Consider the following 18943-nt stretch of genomic DNA (forward strand, 5'->3'; position numbering starts at 1 on the left):
TGCTACCTGTGGGAGAGTTATTCCAGAGGGATTGCAGTTACTGCTGATTAGACACTAAGTATAGGGATTTGTGCTTTTGTTACAGTAATTATTTTGATACTGTAATTGGTAGGAATAAATAAAATGAGCGTCAGCCCTTGAGTTTCAGAGGTTTGGCCTCACTAAACCGTGATAGAAACGCCATTCAGGCGCTGGAAAAGTCTAACGGGCTGTTATGACAGTCTTATGAGGTAATGATGAGTAGCGATAACTCAGACAACAAAACGTTATATTGCTCTTTCTGTGGCAAAAGTCAGCATGAAGTAAAAAAGCTTATTGCTGGTCCAAGAGTGTTCATTTGTAATGAATGTGTGGACCTGTGCAATGATATCATTATTGAAGAAATTCAGGAGATCGCGGCAAAAGAATCTCGCAGTCACCTGCCAAAGCCTCAAGAAATCGCTGAGTTCCTTGAGCAATATGTCATAGGTCAGGATCGCGCCAAGAAAGTATTGTCAGTTGCCGTTTATAACCATTATAAGCGATTAGAAAGTGAACCAGCTTCTAGTGAACATAAAGATGTTGAACTGGGTAAAAGTAATATTTTGTTGATTGGCCCGACCGGTAGCGGTAAAACCTTATTAGCTGAAACTTTGGCGAGGATGCTTGAGGTTCCTTTCACCATGGCAGATGCAACGACCTTAACTGAAGCTGGTTATGTTGGTGAGGACGTAGAGAACATCATTCAGAAATTGCTGCAAAAATGTGATTATGACGTTGAAAAAGCCCAGCGCGGTATCGTTTACATTGATGAAATTGATAAAATTTCTCGTAAATCGGATAACCCTTCTATTACACGTGACGTATCAGGTGAAGGGGTTCAGCAAGCCTTACTTAAATTAATTGAAGGTACTGTGGCGTCAGTCCCTCCGCAAGGTGGCCGTAAGCATCCACAGCAAGAATTCCTACAGGTGGATACTGGAAATATCCTGTTTGTCTGTGGGGGGGCCTTTGCTGGTCTGGAAAAAATCATACAAGAGCGAACCGAAAAGGGTGGTATTGGTTTCGGCGCCGACGTGAAGCAAGTTAAAGAAGGCAAGGCAATCGGTGAAATGCTAAAAGCTGTTGAACCTGATGACTTGGTGAAATTCGGTTTAATTCCTGAGTTTATTGGTCGCTTACCAATTGTTACAACTTTACAGGAGCTTGATGAAGAGGCACTTGTTCGAATCCTTATTGAACCCAAAAATGCCTTGACCAAGCAGTATAGTAAGTTGTTTTCATTGGAGAATGTTGATCTTGAGTTCCGTAAAGATGCGTTGGTTGCGATTGCTCATAAGGCAATGCAGCGAAGAACAGGTGCTCGTGGATTACGTTCGATCCTTGAAGAAATTTTATTAGACACCATGTATAACTTACCTTCCCTTGAAGGCGTCAGCAAAGTATGCATTGATGCGGCTGTGGTAAAAGGTGAGGCTGAGCCTCTACTGATTTATGACAATCAGCAACAAGCTGCCGCTGAGTAGCCTTCGGCATCAAGCAACAGAGCTTGATGGTGAACAAAGATAGCTGAGTAAAGGGGAGAAGGTTAACTTCGCCCCTTTTTTATTACTTATTCAGGATAAATAATTCATGCAAACAGAAACTACTACCAAACAACTTCCTCTGCTGCCACTGCGAGATGTCGTGGTATTTCCACATATGGTGATTCCACTGTTTGTTGGTCGCGAGAAGTCAATCCTGGCCTTAGAAGAGGCGACTAATGGCGACAAGCAGGTGATGCTGGTTGCTCAACGTGAAGCCACTGAGGATATGCCTGATACTGAGCAAATCTATGATTATGGCTGTGTCGCGACAATTCTACAGATGCTTAAACTGCCTGATGGCAATGTTAAAGTTTTAGTTGAGGGTGTGCAGCGAGCGAAAGTGAAGCGTTACGTTGATACTGACCCGATGTTTGTCGCTGAGATAGAGCTTATCCCATCGGATGCTGAGCATAGTGATCAGGCCGATGCTTTGTCACGTGCAGCCTTAAGCAGCTTCGACAAATATGTAAAGTTAAATAAGAAAGTACCGGGCGAAATTTTAACCACGCTGTCTGGAATTGAAAATCCAAGTCGCCTGGCTGATAGTATTGCAGCGCATATGTCGCTAAAAATTGAAGACAAGCAACAAATCCTTGAAATGGAAAATGTTTCTGACCGTCTTGAGCAATTGATGGCTAAGATGGAAAGTGAGATGGATTTGTTAGAAGTCGAAAAGCGTATTCGCGGTCGCGTTAAAGGACAGATGGAAAAGAATCAGCGTGAATACTATTTGAATGAACAGATAAAAGCGATTCAGAAAGAGTTGGGCGAGGGCGAGGAAACGGTTTCTGAGCACGAAGAAATCGCACTTCGCATAGAAGAATCAGGAATGTCCAAGGAAGCTAAGGAAAAAGCCGAAGCTGAATTGAAGAAGCTGAAAATGATGTCTCCAATGTCGGCAGAGGCGACCGTCGTGCGCGGCTACATCGACTGGCTGCTGGGTATGCCTTGGAAGAAACGGACGCGTGTTAAGCATGATTTGAGGCACGCTGAAGAGACTTTGGATGCCGACCACTATGGTTTAGAAAAGATCAAGGATCGTATTCTTGAATATTTAGCCGTTCAACAAAGGGTAAAAAAACTAAAAGGGCCGGTTCTTTGTTTGGTTGGTCCTCCTGGTGTGGGTAAAACCTCTCTGGGGCAGTCAATAGCGCGCGCCACTGGCCGTAAGTATGTTCGTATGGCTCTAGGCGGCGTTCGTGATGAAGCCGAAGTACGTGGCCACCGCCGCACCTATATTGGTGCTATGCCAGGCAAGCTGATGCAGAAAATGAGTAAGGTCGGCGTCAAAAACCCGCTATTCTTGCTCGATGAAATCGATAAGATGGCTATGGACATGCGTGGTGATCCTTCTTCTGCATTGTTAGAAGTCTTAGACCCAGAGCAAAACCATACCTTTAATGATCACTACCTTGAAGTTGACTATGACTTATCCGAGGTAATGTTTGTTGCTACCTCGAACTCGATGAATATTCCAGCACCTTTACTGGATAGGATGGAAGTGATTCGAATTCCTGGTTACACCGAAGCCGAAAAGCTCGAAATAGCAAAACGTTATCTGGTACCTAAGCAGATGAAAAATGCTGGTCTTAAGAAAGGCGAGTTGAAGATGGATGATTCGGCTATCACAGGTATTATCCGTTACTACACCCGCGAAGCTGGGGTGCGGAATCTGGAGCGTGAAATTTCTAAGGTATGCCGTAAAACAGTCAAACAACAATTGTTAGCGGAGAAGCCAGAGAAAACGGTGAAGGTTGATGAGAAGAATCTCGATCAGTACCTAGGCGTTAAAATGTTCGATTATGGCCGTGCTGGAGAGTCGAACAAGGTTGGTCAGGTTACTGGACTTGCCTGGACATCGGTGGGTGGTGAATTGCTAACCATTGAGTCGGTTGTTGTTAACGGTAAAGGAAAAACAACATATACCGGGCAACTGGGTGATGTTATGAAGGAGTCGATTCAGGCTGCCTTGACGGTGGTAAGAAGCCGTTGCCTGGCGTTAGGTATTGAGCCCGACTTCTATGAAAAAAAGGATCTTCACATCCACGTACCTGAAGGAGCGACTCCCAAAGATGGTCCAAGTGCCGGTATTGGCATGTGTACAGCACTGATATCAAGTTTGACTGATATTCCGGTTAGAAAGGATGTAGCCATGACCGGTGAAATCACCCTGAGAGGCGAAGTTCTACCAATCGGCGGACTCAAGGAAAAGCTGTTGGCAGCCCATAGAGGCGGTATTAAAACAGTGATTATCCCGAAAGAAAATGAACGTAACCTTGCTGATATTCCAGAGAATATTAAGAAGGATTTGAAGATAGTTTGTGTCAAGTGGATTGATGAGGTTATTGATATCGCTTTGGAGCGTCCGCCTGAACCAATCACTAAAACGGTCGCAGAAACAGCTGATGCAGAAACTGCAAAAGGCGAAGAGCAAGACAAGCTACATGCTCACTAATGCTCAAAAAGCCCGCAATTAGTGGGCTTTTTAGCCGATTGTCGGAAATTTTCTTGACACATAAAAGGCTCAGTTGATATAACAGCAGACCTTGAGTTGTGCAGTAGAACGCTAATAATTACTGCTTATTTTTTGTACTTCTAATTACTCGAAATAAAAAGGGGAAAGTGAGTGAATAAATCAGAACTAATCGACGCTATCGCAGCCGGCGCGGATATCTCTAAAGCAGCTGCAGGTCGTGCACTAGACTCTATGTTAGGCGCAATAACGGATTCATTACAAAAAGGCGAGCAAGTATCTCTAGTTGGTTTCGGTACTTTTGCTGTTAAAGAACGTGCTGCTCGTACAGGCCGTAACCCAAAAACAGGTGAAACTATTCAGATTAAGGCTGCAAAAGTTCCTGGTTTTAAAGCTGGCAAAGCTCTTAAAGACGCGGTAAACTAGCCGCCGTTTTTGCGGGTGGTTAGCTCAGTTGGGAGAGCATCGCCCTTACAAGGCGAGGGTCACTGGTTCGAGCCCAGTACCACCCACCATGATTCTAAGATACTTTAGGGCATGGCGTCCGTAAAACGACAATTTAGGAGCGGTAGTTCAGCTGGTTAGAATACCGGCCTGTCACGCCGGGGGTCGCGGGTTCGAGTCCCGTCCGCTCCGCCAGAAACTAAACGCGCCTCTACAGGCGCGTTTTTTTTATCTTGATGTCTATGGGCTAGCTAGAAAAGTAAGCTTTCATCGCAAGGGTTTAATTAAAGCAGTTATAACCTTTGCTAAACTCCATTGTTTGAATAACAATTAAAGATTACAGTTCGGACTGAAGATTTAACAAATAGGTAATTTCAGCCATGATGTTGGAAAGAATACAGCAAAGCATGCAAGGGCCAATAATGAAGGTGGTGTTATTTATCATCATTATTTTCTTTATCTTCGCAGGCTATTTCACAGGTACTTTGTTTAGCGGTAACCCAGATAAGGTCGCTGAAGTTGAAGGGGCGGAGATTACTAATGCCCAGATTCAGCAAAGAGTGGATAATGTACGTCGTCAAATGGGTGACCAGTTTGACCAGCAGTATGCAACAGAAGCTAGTCAACAATTGCTGCGTCAACAAATCAAAGAGCAACTTATTTCTGAGCAAGTTTTACGAGTCAATTTGACAAAGGCAGGACTGACGGCTTCGGATGAGCAGATTAAGGCTTGGGCCAGAGAATTCCCAGCATTCCAGATAGGTGGGGTTTACTCAGCTGACCAAGCCAAAATGATTTTGGCTCAGCAAGGTTGGTCTGAAGAACGTTTTCGCCAGTTTGCGCGTCAGCAAATTGCCCAGGAGCAATTGGAGCAAGGTGTTGGTGCCAGTAATTTTGCCTTGAGCTATGAAGTTGAAGCCTACTATCAACTTCAGGAGCAGACTCGTGATGTTGGCTATGTACGAGTGGCTCGCGAGGCCTTTGTGGATTCGGTCGATGTCTCCGATAGTGAGGTAAAAGAATATTACGAGCAAAATCAGACTCAATTTGAGCAACCAGAGATGGTTAATTTGCGTTATGTTCGCTTGTCTCTTGCAGAGCTTAGCCAAGATCTTATAGCCGAGGTTTCCGACGAGCAAATCACTTCATATTATGAGCAGAATAAAGCTAGCTATCAGGATCCAGCAGAGGTTTTAGTGGCTCATATTTTGATTGATAGCTCTATCGATGATGCTCAGACTAAAGCTGAAAGCTTGCTAGGTGATATTAAGCAGGGTGCCGATTTTGCTGAGCTGGCAAAAGAATACTCCAGCGACACATTCAGTGGTGAGAATGGTGGTCAACTAGATTGGGTTGATGCCGTGCCAACATCAGATGACAACCCTTCCGGTACTGGTTGGGTGCCTGAGTTTGAGGCTGCCGCTTTAGCATTGGAGAATGTCGGTGATGTAACCGATGTCGTTGAAACTCAATTCGGTTATCACATTATTAAGTTAGTAGATAAAAAAGAAGCCGATGTATCTCCGCTTGAAAACGTACAAGATGAGATCCGGGAGCAATTGGCTCTTGAACAGGCTCAAAAAACATTCTTTGAAAAACAGGCCATTTTAAACGAAAAATTGTTTGAGTATGGTGATGACCTTGAGAATTTTGCTGAGCAGGTTGAGCTTGAGATTCAAGAAACAGGCTTGTTTAGTGAAAATTCTGCGACAGGTATTGCTGCTAACCCGGTGTTCCTTGAAAAAGCTTTTTCTGCCTCTACTCTCGAGTCAACAGAGGTTAGCGATATGATAGAGCTAGGTCAGGATGATATTGTTTACCTGACTGTTAAAGACTATCAGCCGGCGCAGGTTCAGCCTTTGGAAGAAGTTAAAGAAGCTGTAGTCGAGACTTTAAAAGAAGAGAAGATTGCTGATGCCACGAAAGCCTACGCTGAGCAGGTCTTAGCTGAGCTAGAAGCTGGAGGGTCTGTTGAGGACTTGTTAGCGTCTAAAGAGTTCACTTGGACCGAAAGTGAGGCATTGAAGGCTCGCGGTTCTTCGTTGCAATTTGACCTCTCCAACGCTATCTTTGCCTTGCAGCCGCCACAAGAAGGCAAGGTAGTAAGAGCTGTTGAGCCATTATTTAATGGCGACTTTGCAGTTATTGAAGTGCAGGCAGTTCATTATCCGGATGTTAGTACTATGGATGAGGCAACTCGTAAGCAAATTGCTCAGCGCTTGGCAAATGTTAATGCTCAGGCCGAGCTTCAAGGTTTAATGAAAACCTTTAGAGATAAGTCAGAAATTTCAGAGTAATATTTGAAGGTACTAAAAAAGCCACTCTACTAGAGTGGCTTTTTTTTTGCTCTTAATAGTTAGAGATTATTTCTCAAGAGCTCTTCGGTAGCTGGCAGAAGCGTTTAAAAGCTCTATAGTGTACTTAGACTGGGGTTGGCTAAATACTTCTCCCACGCGCCCATATTCTTTTTGCTCACCGTTATGCATAACCAGTACCTTGTCGCTAAAGTGCTGAACTAGCCCAAGATCGTGCGAGATAAACACATAAGCTAAATCTAATCGATCCTGCAAATCGAGTAACAGGTTAATTATTTGTGCCTGGACAGAAACATCTAGCGCTGAGACCGGCTCGTCAGCAATGATCACCTTAGGGTTTAGCATTAAAGCTCTGGCAATGGCGATACGCTGCCTTTGACCGCCAGAGAATGTATGCGGATATCGATCGGCGTACTCAGGTCTGAGGCCCACCAGTTCGAGCACTTCAGTTATGCGGTCCTTACGAGCTTGGCTATTGCCGATTCTGGCGTTGATGAGCGGTTCTTCAAGACTTTGCCTTATGCTTGCTCTTGGGTTTAATGAGGCTGCTGGATTCTGAAAGATCATCCGAATATTTTGATACCAACTAAAGGATGAATTTTTCAGTATATTGTTACCCTCAAACAGTAGTTCGCCACTGTCTGGTTTTTCAGCTCCAACCAAGATTCGAGCTAGAGTTGATTTACCAGAGCCCGATTCTCCGACTACTGCCAGAGTTTGTCCTGGGTTCAAAGTGAAGCTTACTCCTTTTAGAATTTCAAGATAACGCTGCTTAAAGGGGTTATTTGACACCTTATAAGATTTGCGGATGAGCTTGGCGGATAGCAGACTAGGCATCAGGATTTATCCTCCTCAATTAGAGGGAAGTGACAGCGAACCTGGCGACCTTTTATATTCCTTAATTCGGGATGTTGAACGCACTTCTTGCCAGCATAGGGGCAACGAGGTCCAAGATAACAGCCAACAGGCAAGTGGGTCATGGGCGGTGTTGAACCCGGAAGATTAAACAGGCGGCGTCCTTTCTTATAGCGCATTCCAAAATGAGGAACGCTATCCAGCAGCGCTTTGGTATACGGGTGGTACGGGTGGCTTAATAGATTATAAGTTCTGCCAGACTCAACAATCTCTCCACAATACATAACGTGAACTTTTGAGGTAGTTTCTGCCAGAATTGAAAAGTCGTGGGTAATCAGCATTAACGCCATGTTATGTTCTTCTTTAACTTTTAACAGCAGGTCCAGAATTTGTGACTGAACAGTAACATCTAGCGCAGTGGTTGGCTCATCAGCAATTAATAGTTTTGGCTGGCAGGCCAGTGCGATGGCAATCATGACCCTCTGATTCAGCCCTCCAGACAATTGATGCGGGTACTCTTTATAACGACGCCTGGCATCCATTATCCCAACTTGTGTTAATAATTCCAGCGCACGCTCTCTACGTTGTTTCGGGGTGCCGCCTTCATGAAAGCGAATAGTCTCATCGAGTTGATAGCCGATGGTTAAGGCAGGATTTAAACTCGATGTGGGTTCCTGAAAAATAATTGAGATGTTACTGGTTATATGTTTTTGCCGTTCAGCCACTGACATGCGAGTTAAATCGTGGCCGTCCAGGGTAAACAAGTCAGCTTGCATTCTTGCTGCTGGTGAGAGTAATCCGGCAATTGCCAACGCCATAACGCTTTTGCCGGAACCAGACTCACCGATAACCCCCACAACTTGGCCTTCATTAATGTTTAATTTGACATGGTCAACAGCCATGACTAATCCGTCGTCGGTAACGAAGTCAACATTGAGGTTTTCAATTTGTAATAAACTCATCAAGTTACCTATTGAGACGTGGATCAAAGGCATCACGAAGCCCGTCACCCACCAGGTTGATTGAAAGTACCGTCAAGAAAATGGCGAGGCCGGGCAAAGTCATAGTCCAAGGCGCAAACTGTATGAAAGCTCTAGCTTCTGAAAGCATGGTTCCCCATTCTGCCATCGGTGGTTGTGCACCAAGGCCCAGAAAACCTAACGCAGCAATATCTAAAAGTGCGGTTGAAAAGCTAAAAGTTAGCTGAACAATAATGGCTGGGACTATATTAGGCCAGACATGATGGAGTAATAAGCGTAGGTGCCCGGCGCCATCTAATTTTGCCGCCATGACATAATCTTTGCCAAGCTCCTCGGATATAGCGCTTTGCGTCACTTTGACAAACTGTGGAATCAAAACAATGACAACTGCATAAACTGCGTTGGGTAAGCCTGGACCTATGATGGCCACAATCGCGATAGCCAGTAGCAAGGAAGGTAGTGACAGCAGTAGATCCATAAAACGCATGAGCAATGCACGCAGGCCAGAATTAAGAAAGGCTGCGGCTGCACCGAGCATAATACCGATAAAAGCAGCTGCGAATACCACCATTAGGGTTAACTTTAACGATAGGCGGGCGCCATGAAGTAGGCGCGATAACATGTCGCGGCCCAGGTCATCAGTACCTAGCGGCGTTACAAAGTCGCCATTCTCATACCAAAGCGGTGGGGTCAGAATCTTGTCGCCAAACTGTTGGGCGGGGTCATGCGGAGCAAACCAGGGGCCCACCAGACTCATCAATAAGATGACAAGTAAAATTAAGCTACCGGTCATTGCACTTTTATTATGACTAAAAACGTGCCAGGCCAGCTTGGTATTGGAAAGTGTCATGAAGGCCTCCTGAGTCGGGGATTCATGTAGCTAGCCAATAGGTCGAGCGCAAGGTTAAAAGCAATGACCATCAGGGAAAGAGCCAATATTCCAGCCTGAATACTGGCAAAATCGCGACGGGATACGGCTTCGAGTAGCCATTTACCCACACCAGGCCAGGCAAAGATATATTCGGTGATAATCACTCCAGACATGATGATGCTAATTTGCACACCGCTGATGGTTAAAATCGGCAACACTGCGTTTCTCAGCGCATGCACCCAAACGATCCTTTGCTGAGTTAAACCTTTAGAGCGGGCTGTTCTGATATATTCTGCCTTAAGCACGCCTAGCAGCGAAGAGCGTGTCATTCTGGCGATAATGGCCATTGGGATAGTGCTTAAGGTAATGGCTGGGAGTATTAGGTGTAGCAATGCGTTAAAAAATGCATTGAGCCCATATTCCGCCTGGTTCAACAGGGTGTCGATTAACATAAAGCGGGTAATGGGCGTTATGTCGTATGCATAATCAATTCGACCAGCTACTGGCGTCCAGCCTAAAGTCAGAGAGAACAGTAGCACCAGCAACATCCCCCACCAATAAATAGGCATAGAATAACCAACTAAAGTCATTCCCATTAAGCCATTGTCTAACCACTTGCCTCGTCGATTGGCAGCCATGATGCCAAGAGTCAATCCCAGCACTATCGCAAACAGTAAAGCCAATAAGACCAACTCAATGGTTGCCGGGAAGTGAATCAGAAAATCGCTTAGTACGTCGCGGTTATGGATGCTGGAATAGCCCCAGTCACCAGCGAATAAGAATTGAAGGTATTCGCTATACTGGCCAATGAAACTCTCACTTTGGTAGCGATGAAGTGCTTCATCTCCTTGCTGGCTGAGTATAAACGTCAGCAGGGTTAAACCAAACAAGCTCATGATTAGCGTTGTGACATGCTTGAGCAGGAGCTTTAACATCAGTGAGCCTCCTCTTCTGAGGCCGACAAACTGGACGTAGAGGGAGTGGAACCCAGCGATACTTTATCAAATTCAATATTGCCCACCGGAGAGATGACTAACCCCTTGACGTTTTGTTGGCTCAGCAAACTTTTATTCGCATGCGCAATAGTCAACCAGGGAGACTCTTCTTTGAATAAGGTTTGAGCTTTGAAGTAATACTCTTTACGTTGCTCAAGGTCTGAAGATTTGCTGGCATTCAATATAAGCTGATCAAATTCTGGATGACACCATCTTGCGTAATTATTGCCGCTTCTAGCTGACGCGCAACTCAATAACGGGTTGAGGAAGTTACTGGGGTCGCCATTATCTGCATTCCAGCCCAATAATACGCTGTGGTGTAGCCCTTGACTAACACGGGCAAGAAAGGTTCCCCATTCATAGCTGATGATTCTTGCTTTAACACCAATTTTTTCTAAATCCTGTTGCATCATTTCAGCCATTTTTCGCGCATTAGGGTTATAGGCTCTTTGAATAGGCATTGCCCAGATATCAATAGAAAACCCGTTTTCATAGCCAGCCTCTGCTAATAATTGTTTTGCCTGCTGACTGTTATGGCGAACTCTGGTGACTTGTTTATTAAAGGCCCAGGATGAGGGGGGAATAGGGCTGGTAGCGAGTTGGGCCTGCCTGTCGTAGACGGCTTTTAAAATCGCATCGCGATTGATCGCCATGGAAAGTGCTTTGCGAACCTTAGGATCATGAAAAGGTGGCTTTTCCACATTAAAAGCCCAGTAGGCAACATTCAGGCCAGGTACTTCCAGAATAGAGAACTTGTTTTGGCGTGCGATTCTTAAGTGTACCGGTAAAGGGTTGCTCATTATATCGCATTCGCCAGCACTAAAGCGGGCAAAGCGCATCGCCGCATCAGGAGTAATAGAGTAAACCAGGTTTTCGATATTGGCTGGTCCTGCAAAATAGTTATCAAACGCCTCGTAACGGATATGAGAGTCAGGTTCGTAGCGTTTAAGCCGGTATGGCCCCGTTCCAATTGGCTTGCTATCAACCCATTCAGGCCGACCTTGAGCCAGCAGTAAATCAGCATACTCAGCTGATAGTATCGAGGCAAAGGGAGTGGCTAAAATTGCAAGAAAAGGACTTTCTGGACGCGAAAGAATAAACTCTACCTGATACTCATCAACTTTCTTAATATCCAGGATTAGCTGATCAAGACCTTGAGAATAAAAATAGGGATAGCGACCACCGGAAACGGTATGAAAGGGGTGTTCGCTTAATCGTTGGCGATTAAAGCTGAAAATGACGTCATCGGCGTTTAACGGGCGGGTTGGTGTGAAAATGTCATTGCCATGAAAGAACACATTCTTTCTAAGCTGAAAGCGATAACGGGTTCCATCGTCACTAATCTGCCATGAGGCAGCAAGACCTGGTGCAATGTTGGTTGTGCCAGGAGTATAAGCTACCAACTGGTTGTATATCGTATGAGCGGTAGCATCATAGGATGTGCCTGAGCTGACCAACTGAGGGTTGAAGGCATCGGGGCTTCCCTCTGAGCAGTAGACCAACAAATCATTACTGTCTTTTGCTAACTGAAGGTCAGGATTGGGCTGACAAGACCAACATATAAGGCCGCAAAATAGCGCGCTGATTATTGATTTAGTGGTTTGCTTTATGCTCATGCAGCAAGAATGCCCTGTGTTGGTAGTGACAATCATACCAATGTTAAATTGGCATGAATAGGTAAGTGAATCAATAATCTGACCAAATACAGCAAGTTAGGCATCAAACATGTGAGGTTTACCTAATTTTACAACTATGTAAGTTGAAAGGAATCAAGCATTTACCTATACTGGACTACGGCCTAATGAATAAGCTTTAAGTGGAGTGTTCTGACTTAACTTATTGAACGGTAAGGAGTTTTTAGGCCGCAAAGGGAGTTTTAGCTAGTCTACAAATACTTAATAAAGAGTTGTGCAATGATTATGAGTCGAAAATCTAAATGGTTTCGTGCGCCTGTAGTGAGTGGTATGGTTGTAGCGTTAGTGGCTTCTTTTGCGCTAAGTAGCTATGCGAAAGAGGTTCTGCCAGGTGATTCAATCATAAGCCATGATTTATTAACATTGAATCCTATAGCATCCCCAAGATCGTTGGGAAGGTCGCCTTTTGTGATCGACGACCAAAGTATTCGCGTGTCTGCAAACGATATCAGCGTTAGCGTATTACCTAACAATGAGTTTGACATGTTAGGCTCAAGCTTAGCAAAAAGCGATCCCGTATCTTTTAGCATTAAAAATGATGCTCAAGGTGAATGGCTAGTTTCACTCGACTTATCAAACTCTAATGTATCCGAATCCCTCGGTACTAAAATTTCAGCGGGTTATGAGTTGCCTAACCAAACATCACAGTTTTTTGTTAATTATGGCAAGCAAACTGTGCCTGTATCAGTAAGCTTTGAAAATCCTGTCAATTCAGTATTCGATGCTAAGCAGTTGGATGCAAGCTCCTTAGCTTTTGGTTTTAACCAAGAGGTTTATGAGGGCTGGGATGTCACTATCAGTTACCTTAAGTCTGATTTTGATTTGGTGACTACTGAAACTGCTCTTGCTCAAATGCAGGATAAGAATAGTTCCAGTTATCGCTTCCTATATGATTTCAATCAGGATGGTGCGCCTGAGTCAATCAACCTGATGTCTAACCTTTCCGGGATTGAAGGCTTCCAGCAGAATCTTGAAGGTATAGAAATCAAGATAAGTCGCCAGCTCGGCAACAACTTTGCTCTTGGAGCTTCTATGGAGCAGAGTAAAGGCCTTTATCGGCAGCAAGCTATTGATTTAAGTGAACAAGTAACACCGTTCGAAACCAGCTCATATTCACTATACGGTGGAGTGCGTTTTGCTGAGGATTGGACCGTAGGTGCTAATGTGAATAAGCAAGAAAGTCAGTTCGCTCTTGAATCATCACCTGTTAACAATTTCAAGTTTGAGGACACAACACTCGATATTGGGCTTCAATATCAGACAAGATGGAATAAAACCGGATTAGTTATACGTATTGATTTAATGAATTTGATAGGTGCTGCGCACCTCGAAGATTCTTTGTCTCAATCCATGGATTTAGATGCCAGGGGCTTGGTTCCATATACTTTCCAAAGCCCAAAATACATAAAGTTAAGCGGTAGTATCAACTTTTAATCACGGAGTTTCTAAAGCTATTTAACGTCTTGTATGAATATATAAGTTAAAGTTATCTGTTGCATAACGAATTGTTAATTAGCCCGAGACATTTGTTGACCCTTTCCGGCTTTGTCTTTATAGTTGGCCTCTTTCTCCACTAGTTTAGGCCGTAAGGCTGGCGTTAATGCTTTTAAAATTAAGGCTTTCACCTGGCAATAAATGACTTGATTTTTTTGTCTGAAAGCTCTAGTTTTCAAAAGCATTGGCAATCAAAAGCAAAGATTTCTGAACAGAAATTTGGGTAAGTTTATGAAAAAACAACTATTTTTGAAGAAAACAGCCGTGGCCATTATGGCAACCGCTGTCATGGGCAGTGCATTTGCCGCTGGTCAATTTGAGTCATCAATGAACCTTGAGAAGCGTATAGATCGCGCTGCTGCCGCTACTCAATCAACAGTAAATAAGTTGGCTGAAGAGACAACTGATTTATCTCTTGAGTATCGCAATACTTTGCAGCGCGTTGATCAACTACGTATCTACAATGCTCAACTTGAAAAGCAGATCGCTAGCCAGGAAAAGCAAATTGTTGATAGCGTACAAGAAATGGAAAGCATCGATGAAACTGAGAAAGGTGTTTTACCATTGATGGAAGAGATGATCACAACTCTAGATGAGTTTGTTCAACTAGACACTCCTTTCAATATTGATGCTCGTCAAAGTCGTGTTGAAAACCTATATGCTTTGATGGACGATGCGAACGTATCGGTCTCTGAAAAGTATCGTAAAATCTTAGAGGCTTACCAGATTGAAATGCAATATGGTAACGCTGTGTCGGTAGACACAGGTAAGATTGATGCCAATGGTGAGGTTTTAGAAGTTGAATTCTTACGTGTTGGTCGATTGACCTACGTATACCTGACGCTAGACGGTAAAAGTGGTGCATACTGGAATAAATTAGAGCGTAAATGGGAAGTTCTTCCTGATGAGTTCTTGGACTCAGTAAATAACGCTGTTAAATTTTCTCGTGGAATCTCACAGCCAGTTCTATTTAAAGTCCCAGTTCCTGTAGCGGAGGCAGCACAATGAGAAATATTCTAGCTATCACATTAGCTGGCGTCTTCGCGCTAGCATCTGTTGCGTCTAATGCAGCAGAGAGTTTGTCACACGCTGACCTGTTGAAGAAGGTGCGTGATAAAGAACGTATTCAAGAGCAGCTAAATGAACAGCGAGTTCAGCAGTTTCGTTCGCAGCGTAGCCGTCAAGATCAGCTATTAGCTGATGCCAGAAGACGTTTAGCTGAGGAAGAAGCTAAAAGTGAACGCTTAAAAGAGCAATTCGACGAAAATGAAAAGCAATTGACTCAGATCGCAGAAGATTTGCGAATCAAACAAGGTAACTTGGGTGAGTTGTTTGGTGTTGTCCGTCAGGCGGCGAACAGTTTGACAGGTGATATTGGTACATCGCTTGTAAGCGCGCAATATCCAGGTCGTAATGCGTTGTTGAACCGTTTAACAGAAGCCGACTCGCTGCCAAAAATGGAACAGCTACGAGCTTTCTGGGTATTAATGTTGCAAGAAATGTCAGAGCAGGGTGAAACAGCCACTTTTACTGCTGACGTAGTAAATGAAAGCGGTCGCTCTGAGCAACAAACAGTTACGCGAGTTGGTACATTCAACTTGATATCAGGCGGTGAGTATCTGTTCTTTGATAGAGGTGTTATTAAAACTCTACAAGTTCAACCTGATTCTCGTGTATTGAACCAAGTTGAAGAGTTTTCTTCTACTAACTCAGGTTATGCAGGTTTGTTCCTTGATCCAAGTAAAGGCGCTATTTTACAGTTAGAAAAGCAAAAGATGAGCTTGGTTGACCGCTTATGGGAATTCAGTGGTTTTGCTGGTAAAACAGTTATGGTCCTATTGGTAATAGGTCTATTAATTGCCTTTGAGCGTATATTCACTCTTTACTTTGTCACTGGTCCTAAAGTTCACTCTCAGAAGAAGTCATCTACGCCAGGTAATAACCCATTGGGTCGTATCATGAAGGTTTACCAAGCAAACCGTAATGAAGATGTCGAGAACTTAGAATTAAAGCTTGATGAAGCAGTTCTTAAAGAAACACCAAGAATTGAGCGCGGTGTTAATCTTATTAAAGTGATTGCAGCTCTTGGTCCATTACTTGGTCTATTGGGTACAGTTGTAGGTATGATTGAAGTATTCCAGTCTATTACCCTATACGGTACAGGTGACCCGAAAACAATGGCGGACGGTATTTCTCAGGCATTGGTAACAACAGTTTGGGGTCTATTAGCAGCAATTCCATTGACATTCTTACATGCTGTAGTTGCTGGTAAGAGTAAGAGCATCATTCACGTTCTTGAAGAGCAAAGCACTGGCTTGATGGCTCAACACGAAGAAAGCAACAGCTAGGTAATTCTTATGGAATTAATCTATACGATACTTGGTTTTATTGATAAAGGTGGGTGGGTCCTATGGTGGATAGGACTCGTTCTCTTCTTAATGTGGACCTTGATTATCGAAAGGTACTGGTACATTTACGGGCAATTTCCAAAAGAAGCTAGAATGATGATAGCCCAATGGAATGCTCGTGAGGATACTAAGTCATGGCAAGCTCATAGAATCAGAGAAACTTGGGTTTCAATTGCCCGAGAAGCACTTAATCAGCGCATGTTGTTGATTAAGACTTTGATTGCTATTTGTCCACTGCTTGGTTTGTTAGGTACCGTGACCGGTATGATTGATGTGTTTGAGAGTATGTCAGGCCAAGGGTCTGGCAGTGCTCGTCAAATGGCTGGCGGCATTTTTAAGGCTACAATTCCGACAATGGCTGGGATGGTTTCAGCATTATCAGGGATTTTCTTTAGTAGCAGACTTGAGCAAACAGCCTATATGAAATCACATCAATTAGCCGATAATCTTCCACATCACTAGAAATTTGGTGAACCTTAATGGCTATTCAGACTCGAAAGAAACAGGAAGATGTAGAAATTGATATGACTCCGATGTTAGACATCGTGTTTATCATGCTGATCTTCTTTATTGTAACAACTGTGTTCGTAAAGCAGGCGGGTGTAGACGTCGATAAGCCGTCAGCGCTCTCCGCTGAAGAGCGCAAGAATGCCTATATTTTCGTGGCTATTGACGATAAAAACCAAATCTTTATCGATAAAGATATGCTTCAACCGTCTGAAATCAAGGCAAAAATACAGTCTCTAAGAACGGAAAACATTGAAGGTGAAGTGGTTATCCAGGCAGACAAGAAAGCTCGAGCTGGATTAGTGTTGGAAGTCTTAGATATTGCGAAAAATTCCGGTGCAAATGTATCTGTAGCAACGGAAAGGGTTGAATAATATGGCAAGAACATTTTTAAGTGCACTTTTAGCATTTGGCATAGTTCTCGGCATTTTCTTGTTGATGAATGCCTTGATTGATACGGCAGGCGATCAAGATAGAGACCGAGAAAATGTTAATGTGGATATTGGCTTTATTGAAGAAGAAAAAGACGTTCAGCGTAAAGAGCGTACTCCTCCAAAAAAACCACCACCACCAAAAGAGCCTCCTCCTCCGCAGCAGCAGGACGTTCCACAGCAACAGAAGGTTGTTACAGCCTTAGTTGATATTCGAATAGATAATATCGATGCAACGATGGATGGCGGTGGTATTTTCATTGGAGGCCTGGGCTCTACAGACTTCTCTGGTATGGGTGACGGTGAGGCAATTCCTTTAGTGACAGTTCCTCCTGAGTATCCACAAAAAGCTGCCCTAGAAGGCATAGAAGGCTATGTTACATTTCAGTTTGATATTGCACCTGATGGGTCACCGTCAAATATTAATGTGATAGATGAAAATCCCAGAGGCATGTTTCGTCGTGAAGCTTTAAGAGCAATTCGTAAATGGAAATTTAAGCCGCGTATCGTTAATGGACAGCCGATCCATCAGCGTGATATGAAGTATAAGCTTGACTTCCAGCTTGATAACTAACTCTGAGTAAACAAAGAATTATGACTAAAATTTCATATATTGTCGGAGTCATCGCTTTAACATTTGGAACTGTGGCAAATGCCTTGCCACAGACCAAATATACTAGCTCTTGTAAGTTGCTTGCGCCAAAACAAGGCGAGTACGATGAGGAGAAAGTTCCGACAATCACTTCCGAATCAGCTTACAAAAAAATTACTGCCGCAAATGAAGCATATGCAGACGCTAAGTATGCGGAGTCAATTACCATATTGCAGGAGTTGATTGCTGATTCAGGTGATAGAGCAGCCAAAGGTCGTGCAATTTACCTGTTAGGCTTAAATTATCGAGAACAGTCGCAATATGCTGCTGCAAAACGAGAGTTTATCCGTGCGATGCAAACCGGTGTTTTAGGTAAACAAAACGAAGTTAATCTTAGGCTTGCTTTAGCTAACATTGATGCTGTTCAAGAAAATTACGGTGCAGCATTACGTTGGATGAAGGAATATTTTGATGAGGTTATAAACCCACCAGCTTCCTCATATGCACAATACGCAAGCTTGTTTTATCAGAACCAAGATTTTCGTTCCAGCATCTGTCCTGCTTATTTAGCTCTTCAAGAAGGTAGCAAATCTACCAAGCCATTGTATAGCATGTTATTCGCTGCTCATATTGAATTGAAAGATCTGCCAGGTGCTGAGGTTGTTGGACGCGAAATGGTAGAGTTTTTCCCTAGTGATAAGTCTGTTTACAACAACTTGTTTGCGGTGTTGAGTCAGCGCGGAAAAACTGCCGACATGCTCGCACTTGCTGAGTTGGCCTACATGAATGGTATGTGGGATACAGAGACTAACTACAAACAATTGTCAGCTTTATACTCAAACAACCAAATTCCTCTCCTCGCAGCTGAGCGATTAGAAGAAGGCGTTAATAAAGGTATTGTAGAGGCAGATGAAGATATTTGGCGCAATATTGCTAATAGTTACAAATATGCCAAAGTAAGTAATAAAGCTATATCGGCTTACAAAAAAGCCGCTAACTATACTAGTAGTGGTAAGTATGATTACGAGATTGCTTATATATATTTTACTGATGAAGAATATAGTAAGGCTATAGACGCTTTTCGCACAGCTATCAGAAAAGGCAATTTAAGAGATGGTGATGCAGGGTATGCTTATCTGCAAATGGGTGTCGCCTACCAACGTTTAGGTCAGCCAGAACAGGCAGTTAATGCCCTTCAACAGGCTACCAATTACAGAAATGTTTCTAAAAATGCCGCTGCGTATATAAGCTATATCAACCAGATTGAGAGTATGAAAAAAGAGTTGGCTTTGAACGACTAATCCTTTATAAAGGCCTCT

Annotated in this window: 16 protein-coding genes and 2 tRNA genes; 13 read left to right on the plus strand and 5 right to left on the minus strand. The window is 43.6% G+C overall.

Features of this window, described 5'->3' with window-relative positions; all coding sequences use genetic code 11:
* The first annotated feature begins 236 nt into the window (after positions 1–236).
* The 6 genes from clpX to ACN0VI_RS05065 all read left to right on the plus strand — a co-directional run bounded on the left by clpX (position 237) and on the right by ACN0VI_RS05065 (position 6779).
* Entirely contained in the window at positions 237–1505 is a 1269-nt protein-coding gene (gene clpX, locus ACN0VI_RS05040) for an ATP-dependent Clp protease ATP-binding subunit ClpX (RefSeq protein WP_417445989.1), read from the plus strand.
* Between the two features lie 106 nt (positions 1506–1611).
* Positions 1612–4020 (plus strand): endopeptidase La, encoded by a 2409-nt coding sequence (gene lon / locus ACN0VI_RS05045; RefSeq protein ID WP_417445990.1) that lies wholly within the window; start codon positions 1612–1614, stop codon positions 4018–4020.
* 171 nt (positions 4021–4191) lie between these two features.
* Complete coding sequence (locus ACN0VI_RS05050; protein WP_015780967.1) at positions 4192–4464, plus strand: HU family DNA-binding protein; 273 nt, start codon at positions 4192–4194, stop codon at positions 4462–4464.
* Between the two features lie 13 nt (positions 4465–4477).
* Positions 4478–4553 (plus strand) — tRNA-Val (locus ACN0VI_RS05055).
* A gap of 47 nt (positions 4554–4600) precedes the next feature.
* A tRNA-Asp gene (locus tag ACN0VI_RS05060) sits at positions 4601–4677 on the plus strand.
* Between the two features lie 188 nt (positions 4678–4865).
* On the plus strand, positions 4866–6779 hold the full coding sequence (locus tag ACN0VI_RS05065; RefSeq protein ID WP_417446577.1) for a SurA N-terminal domain-containing protein: 1914 nt from the start codon (positions 4866–4868) through the stop codon (positions 6777–6779).
* Positions 6780–6845: 66 nt separating this feature from the next.
* Here the strand turns inward: ACN0VI_RS05065 and ACN0VI_RS05070 are convergent, their stop codons facing one another.
* From ACN0VI_RS05070 to ACN0VI_RS05090, 5 genes are read right to left on the minus strand one after another with little or no spacing between them, the layout of a single operon-like run.
* Positions 6846–7634, minus strand: a complete 789-nt coding sequence (locus tag ACN0VI_RS05070; protein WP_331891921.1) for an ATP-binding cassette domain-containing protein — start codon at positions 7632–7634, stop codon at positions 6846–6848.
* Positions 7634–8614 (minus strand): ABC transporter ATP-binding protein, encoded by a 981-nt coding sequence (locus tag ACN0VI_RS05075; RefSeq protein WP_331891920.1) that lies wholly within the window; start codon positions 8612–8614, stop codon positions 7634–7636. Before ACN0VI_RS05075 ends, ACN0VI_RS05070 begins: the two co-directional genes overlap by 1 nt.
* Positions 8615–8618: 4 nt before the next feature.
* Positions 8619–9482, minus strand: coding sequence for an ABC transporter permease subunit (locus tag ACN0VI_RS05080; RefSeq protein ID WP_331891918.1), 864 nt, complete (start codon positions 9480–9482; stop codon positions 8619–8621).
* On the minus strand, positions 9479–10438 hold the full coding sequence (locus ACN0VI_RS05085) for an ABC transporter permease (protein WP_417445991.1): 960 nt from the start codon (positions 10436–10438) through the stop codon (positions 9479–9481). Before ACN0VI_RS05085 ends, ACN0VI_RS05080 begins: the two co-directional genes overlap by 4 nt.
* On the minus strand, positions 10438–12114 hold the full coding sequence (locus ACN0VI_RS05090) for an ABC transporter substrate-binding protein (RefSeq protein WP_417445992.1): 1677 nt from the start codon (positions 12112–12114) through the stop codon (positions 10438–10440). Before ACN0VI_RS05090 ends, ACN0VI_RS05085 begins: the two co-directional genes overlap by 1 nt.
* Before the next feature lie 303 nt (positions 12115–12417).
* Here ACN0VI_RS05090 and ACN0VI_RS05095 point away from each other — a divergent pair, with 303 nt between their 5' ends.
* From ACN0VI_RS05095 to ACN0VI_RS05125, 7 genes are all read left to right on the plus strand, one after another.
* Positions 12418–13626 (plus strand): hypothetical protein, encoded by a 1209-nt coding sequence (locus ACN0VI_RS05095; protein WP_417445993.1) that lies wholly within the window; start codon positions 12418–12420, stop codon positions 13624–13626.
* A 291-nt stretch (positions 13627–13917) separates the two neighbouring features.
* Positions 13918–14694, plus strand: a complete 777-nt coding sequence (locus ACN0VI_RS05100) for a DUF3450 domain-containing protein (protein WP_331891914.1) — start codon at positions 13918–13920, stop codon at positions 14692–14694.
* Positions 14691–16034, plus strand: coding sequence for a MotA/TolQ/ExbB proton channel family protein (locus tag ACN0VI_RS05105; protein WP_331891913.1), 1344 nt, complete (start codon positions 14691–14693; stop codon positions 16032–16034). Before ACN0VI_RS05100 ends, ACN0VI_RS05105 begins: the two co-directional genes overlap by 4 nt.
* A 9-nt stretch (positions 16035–16043) precedes the next feature.
* Positions 16044–16556 (plus strand): MotA/TolQ/ExbB proton channel family protein, encoded by a 513-nt coding sequence (locus ACN0VI_RS05110; protein WP_417445994.1) that lies wholly within the window; start codon positions 16044–16046, stop codon positions 16554–16556.
* A 17-nt stretch (positions 16557–16573) separates the two neighbouring features.
* Positions 16574–16975 carry a biopolymer transporter ExbD gene (locus ACN0VI_RS05115; protein WP_331891909.1) on the plus strand — a complete coding sequence of 134 codons (402 nt, stop codon included), beginning with the start codon at positions 16574–16576 and terminating at the stop codon, positions 16973–16975.
* 1 nt (position 16976) lies between these two features.
* Positions 16977–17606 (plus strand): energy transducer TonB, encoded by a 630-nt coding sequence (locus ACN0VI_RS05120; RefSeq protein WP_331891907.1) that lies wholly within the window; start codon positions 16977–16979, stop codon positions 17604–17606.
* 20 nt (positions 17607–17626) lie between these two features.
* Positions 17627–18925, plus strand: a complete 1299-nt coding sequence (locus ACN0VI_RS05125; protein ID WP_331891906.1) for a tetratricopeptide repeat protein — start codon at positions 17627–17629, stop codon at positions 18923–18925.
* Positions 18926–18943: the final 18 nt, after the last annotated feature.

The sequence above is a fragment of the Kangiella sp. genome, assembly GCF_048265365.1.
Classification (GTDB): domain Bacteria; phylum Pseudomonadota; class Gammaproteobacteria; order Enterobacterales; family Kangiellaceae; genus Kangiella.

Bases quoted from the DNA above. Each gene is read 5' to 3' on its own strand.
- ACN0VI_RS05105 (WP_331891913.1), top strand. From the start codon at position 14,691: ATGAGAAATATTCTAGCTATCACATTAGCTGGCGTCTTCGCGCTAGCA.
- ACN0VI_RS05120 (WP_331891907.1), top strand. From the start codon at position 16,977: ATGGCAAGAACATTTTTAAGTGCACTTTTAGCATTTGGCATAGTTCTC.
- ACN0VI_RS05080 (WP_331891918.1), bottom strand. From the start codon at position 9,482: ATGACACTTTCCAATACCAAGCTGGCCTGGCACGTTTTTAGTCATAAT.
- ACN0VI_RS05125 (WP_331891906.1), top strand. From the start codon at position 17,627: ATGACTAAAATTTCATATATTGTCGGAGTCATCGCTTTAACATTTGGA.
- ACN0VI_RS05075 (WP_331891920.1), bottom strand. From the start codon at position 8,614: ATGAGTTTATTACAAATTGAAAACCTCAATGTTGACTTCGTTACCGAC.
- ACN0VI_RS05110 (WP_417445994.1), top strand. From the start codon at position 16,044: ATGGAATTAATCTATACGATACTTGGTTTTATTGATAAAGGTGGGTGG.
- ACN0VI_RS05070 (WP_331891921.1), bottom strand. From the start codon at position 7,634: ATGCCTAGTCTGCTATCCGCCAAGCTCATCCGCAAATCTTATAAGGTG.
- ACN0VI_RS05115 (WP_331891909.1), top strand. From the start codon at position 16,574: ATGGCTATTCAGACTCGAAAGAAACAGGAAGATGTAGAAATTGATATG.
- clpX (WP_417445989.1), top strand. From the start codon at position 237: ATGAGTAGCGATAACTCAGACAACAAAACGTTATATTGCTCTTTCTGT.
- ACN0VI_RS05095 (WP_417445993.1), top strand. From the start codon at position 12,418: ATGAGTCGAAAATCTAAATGGTTTCGTGCGCCTGTAGTGAGTGGTATG.
- ACN0VI_RS05090 (WP_417445992.1), bottom strand. From the start codon at position 12,114: ATGAGCATAAAGCAAACCACTAAATCAATAATCAGCGCGCTATTTTGC.
- ACN0VI_RS05100 (WP_331891914.1), top strand. From the start codon at position 13,918: ATGAAAAAACAACTATTTTTGAAGAAAACAGCCGTGGCCATTATGGCA.
- lon (WP_417445990.1), top strand. From the start codon at position 1,612: ATGCAAACAGAAACTACTACCAAACAACTTCCTCTGCTGCCACTGCGA.
- ACN0VI_RS05065 (WP_417446577.1), top strand. From the start codon at position 4,866: ATGTTGGAAAGAATACAGCAAAGCATGCAAGGGCCAATAATGAAGGTG.
- ACN0VI_RS05085 (WP_417445991.1), bottom strand. From the start codon at position 10,438: ATGTTAAAGCTCCTGCTCAAGCATGTCACAACGCTAATCATGAGCTTG.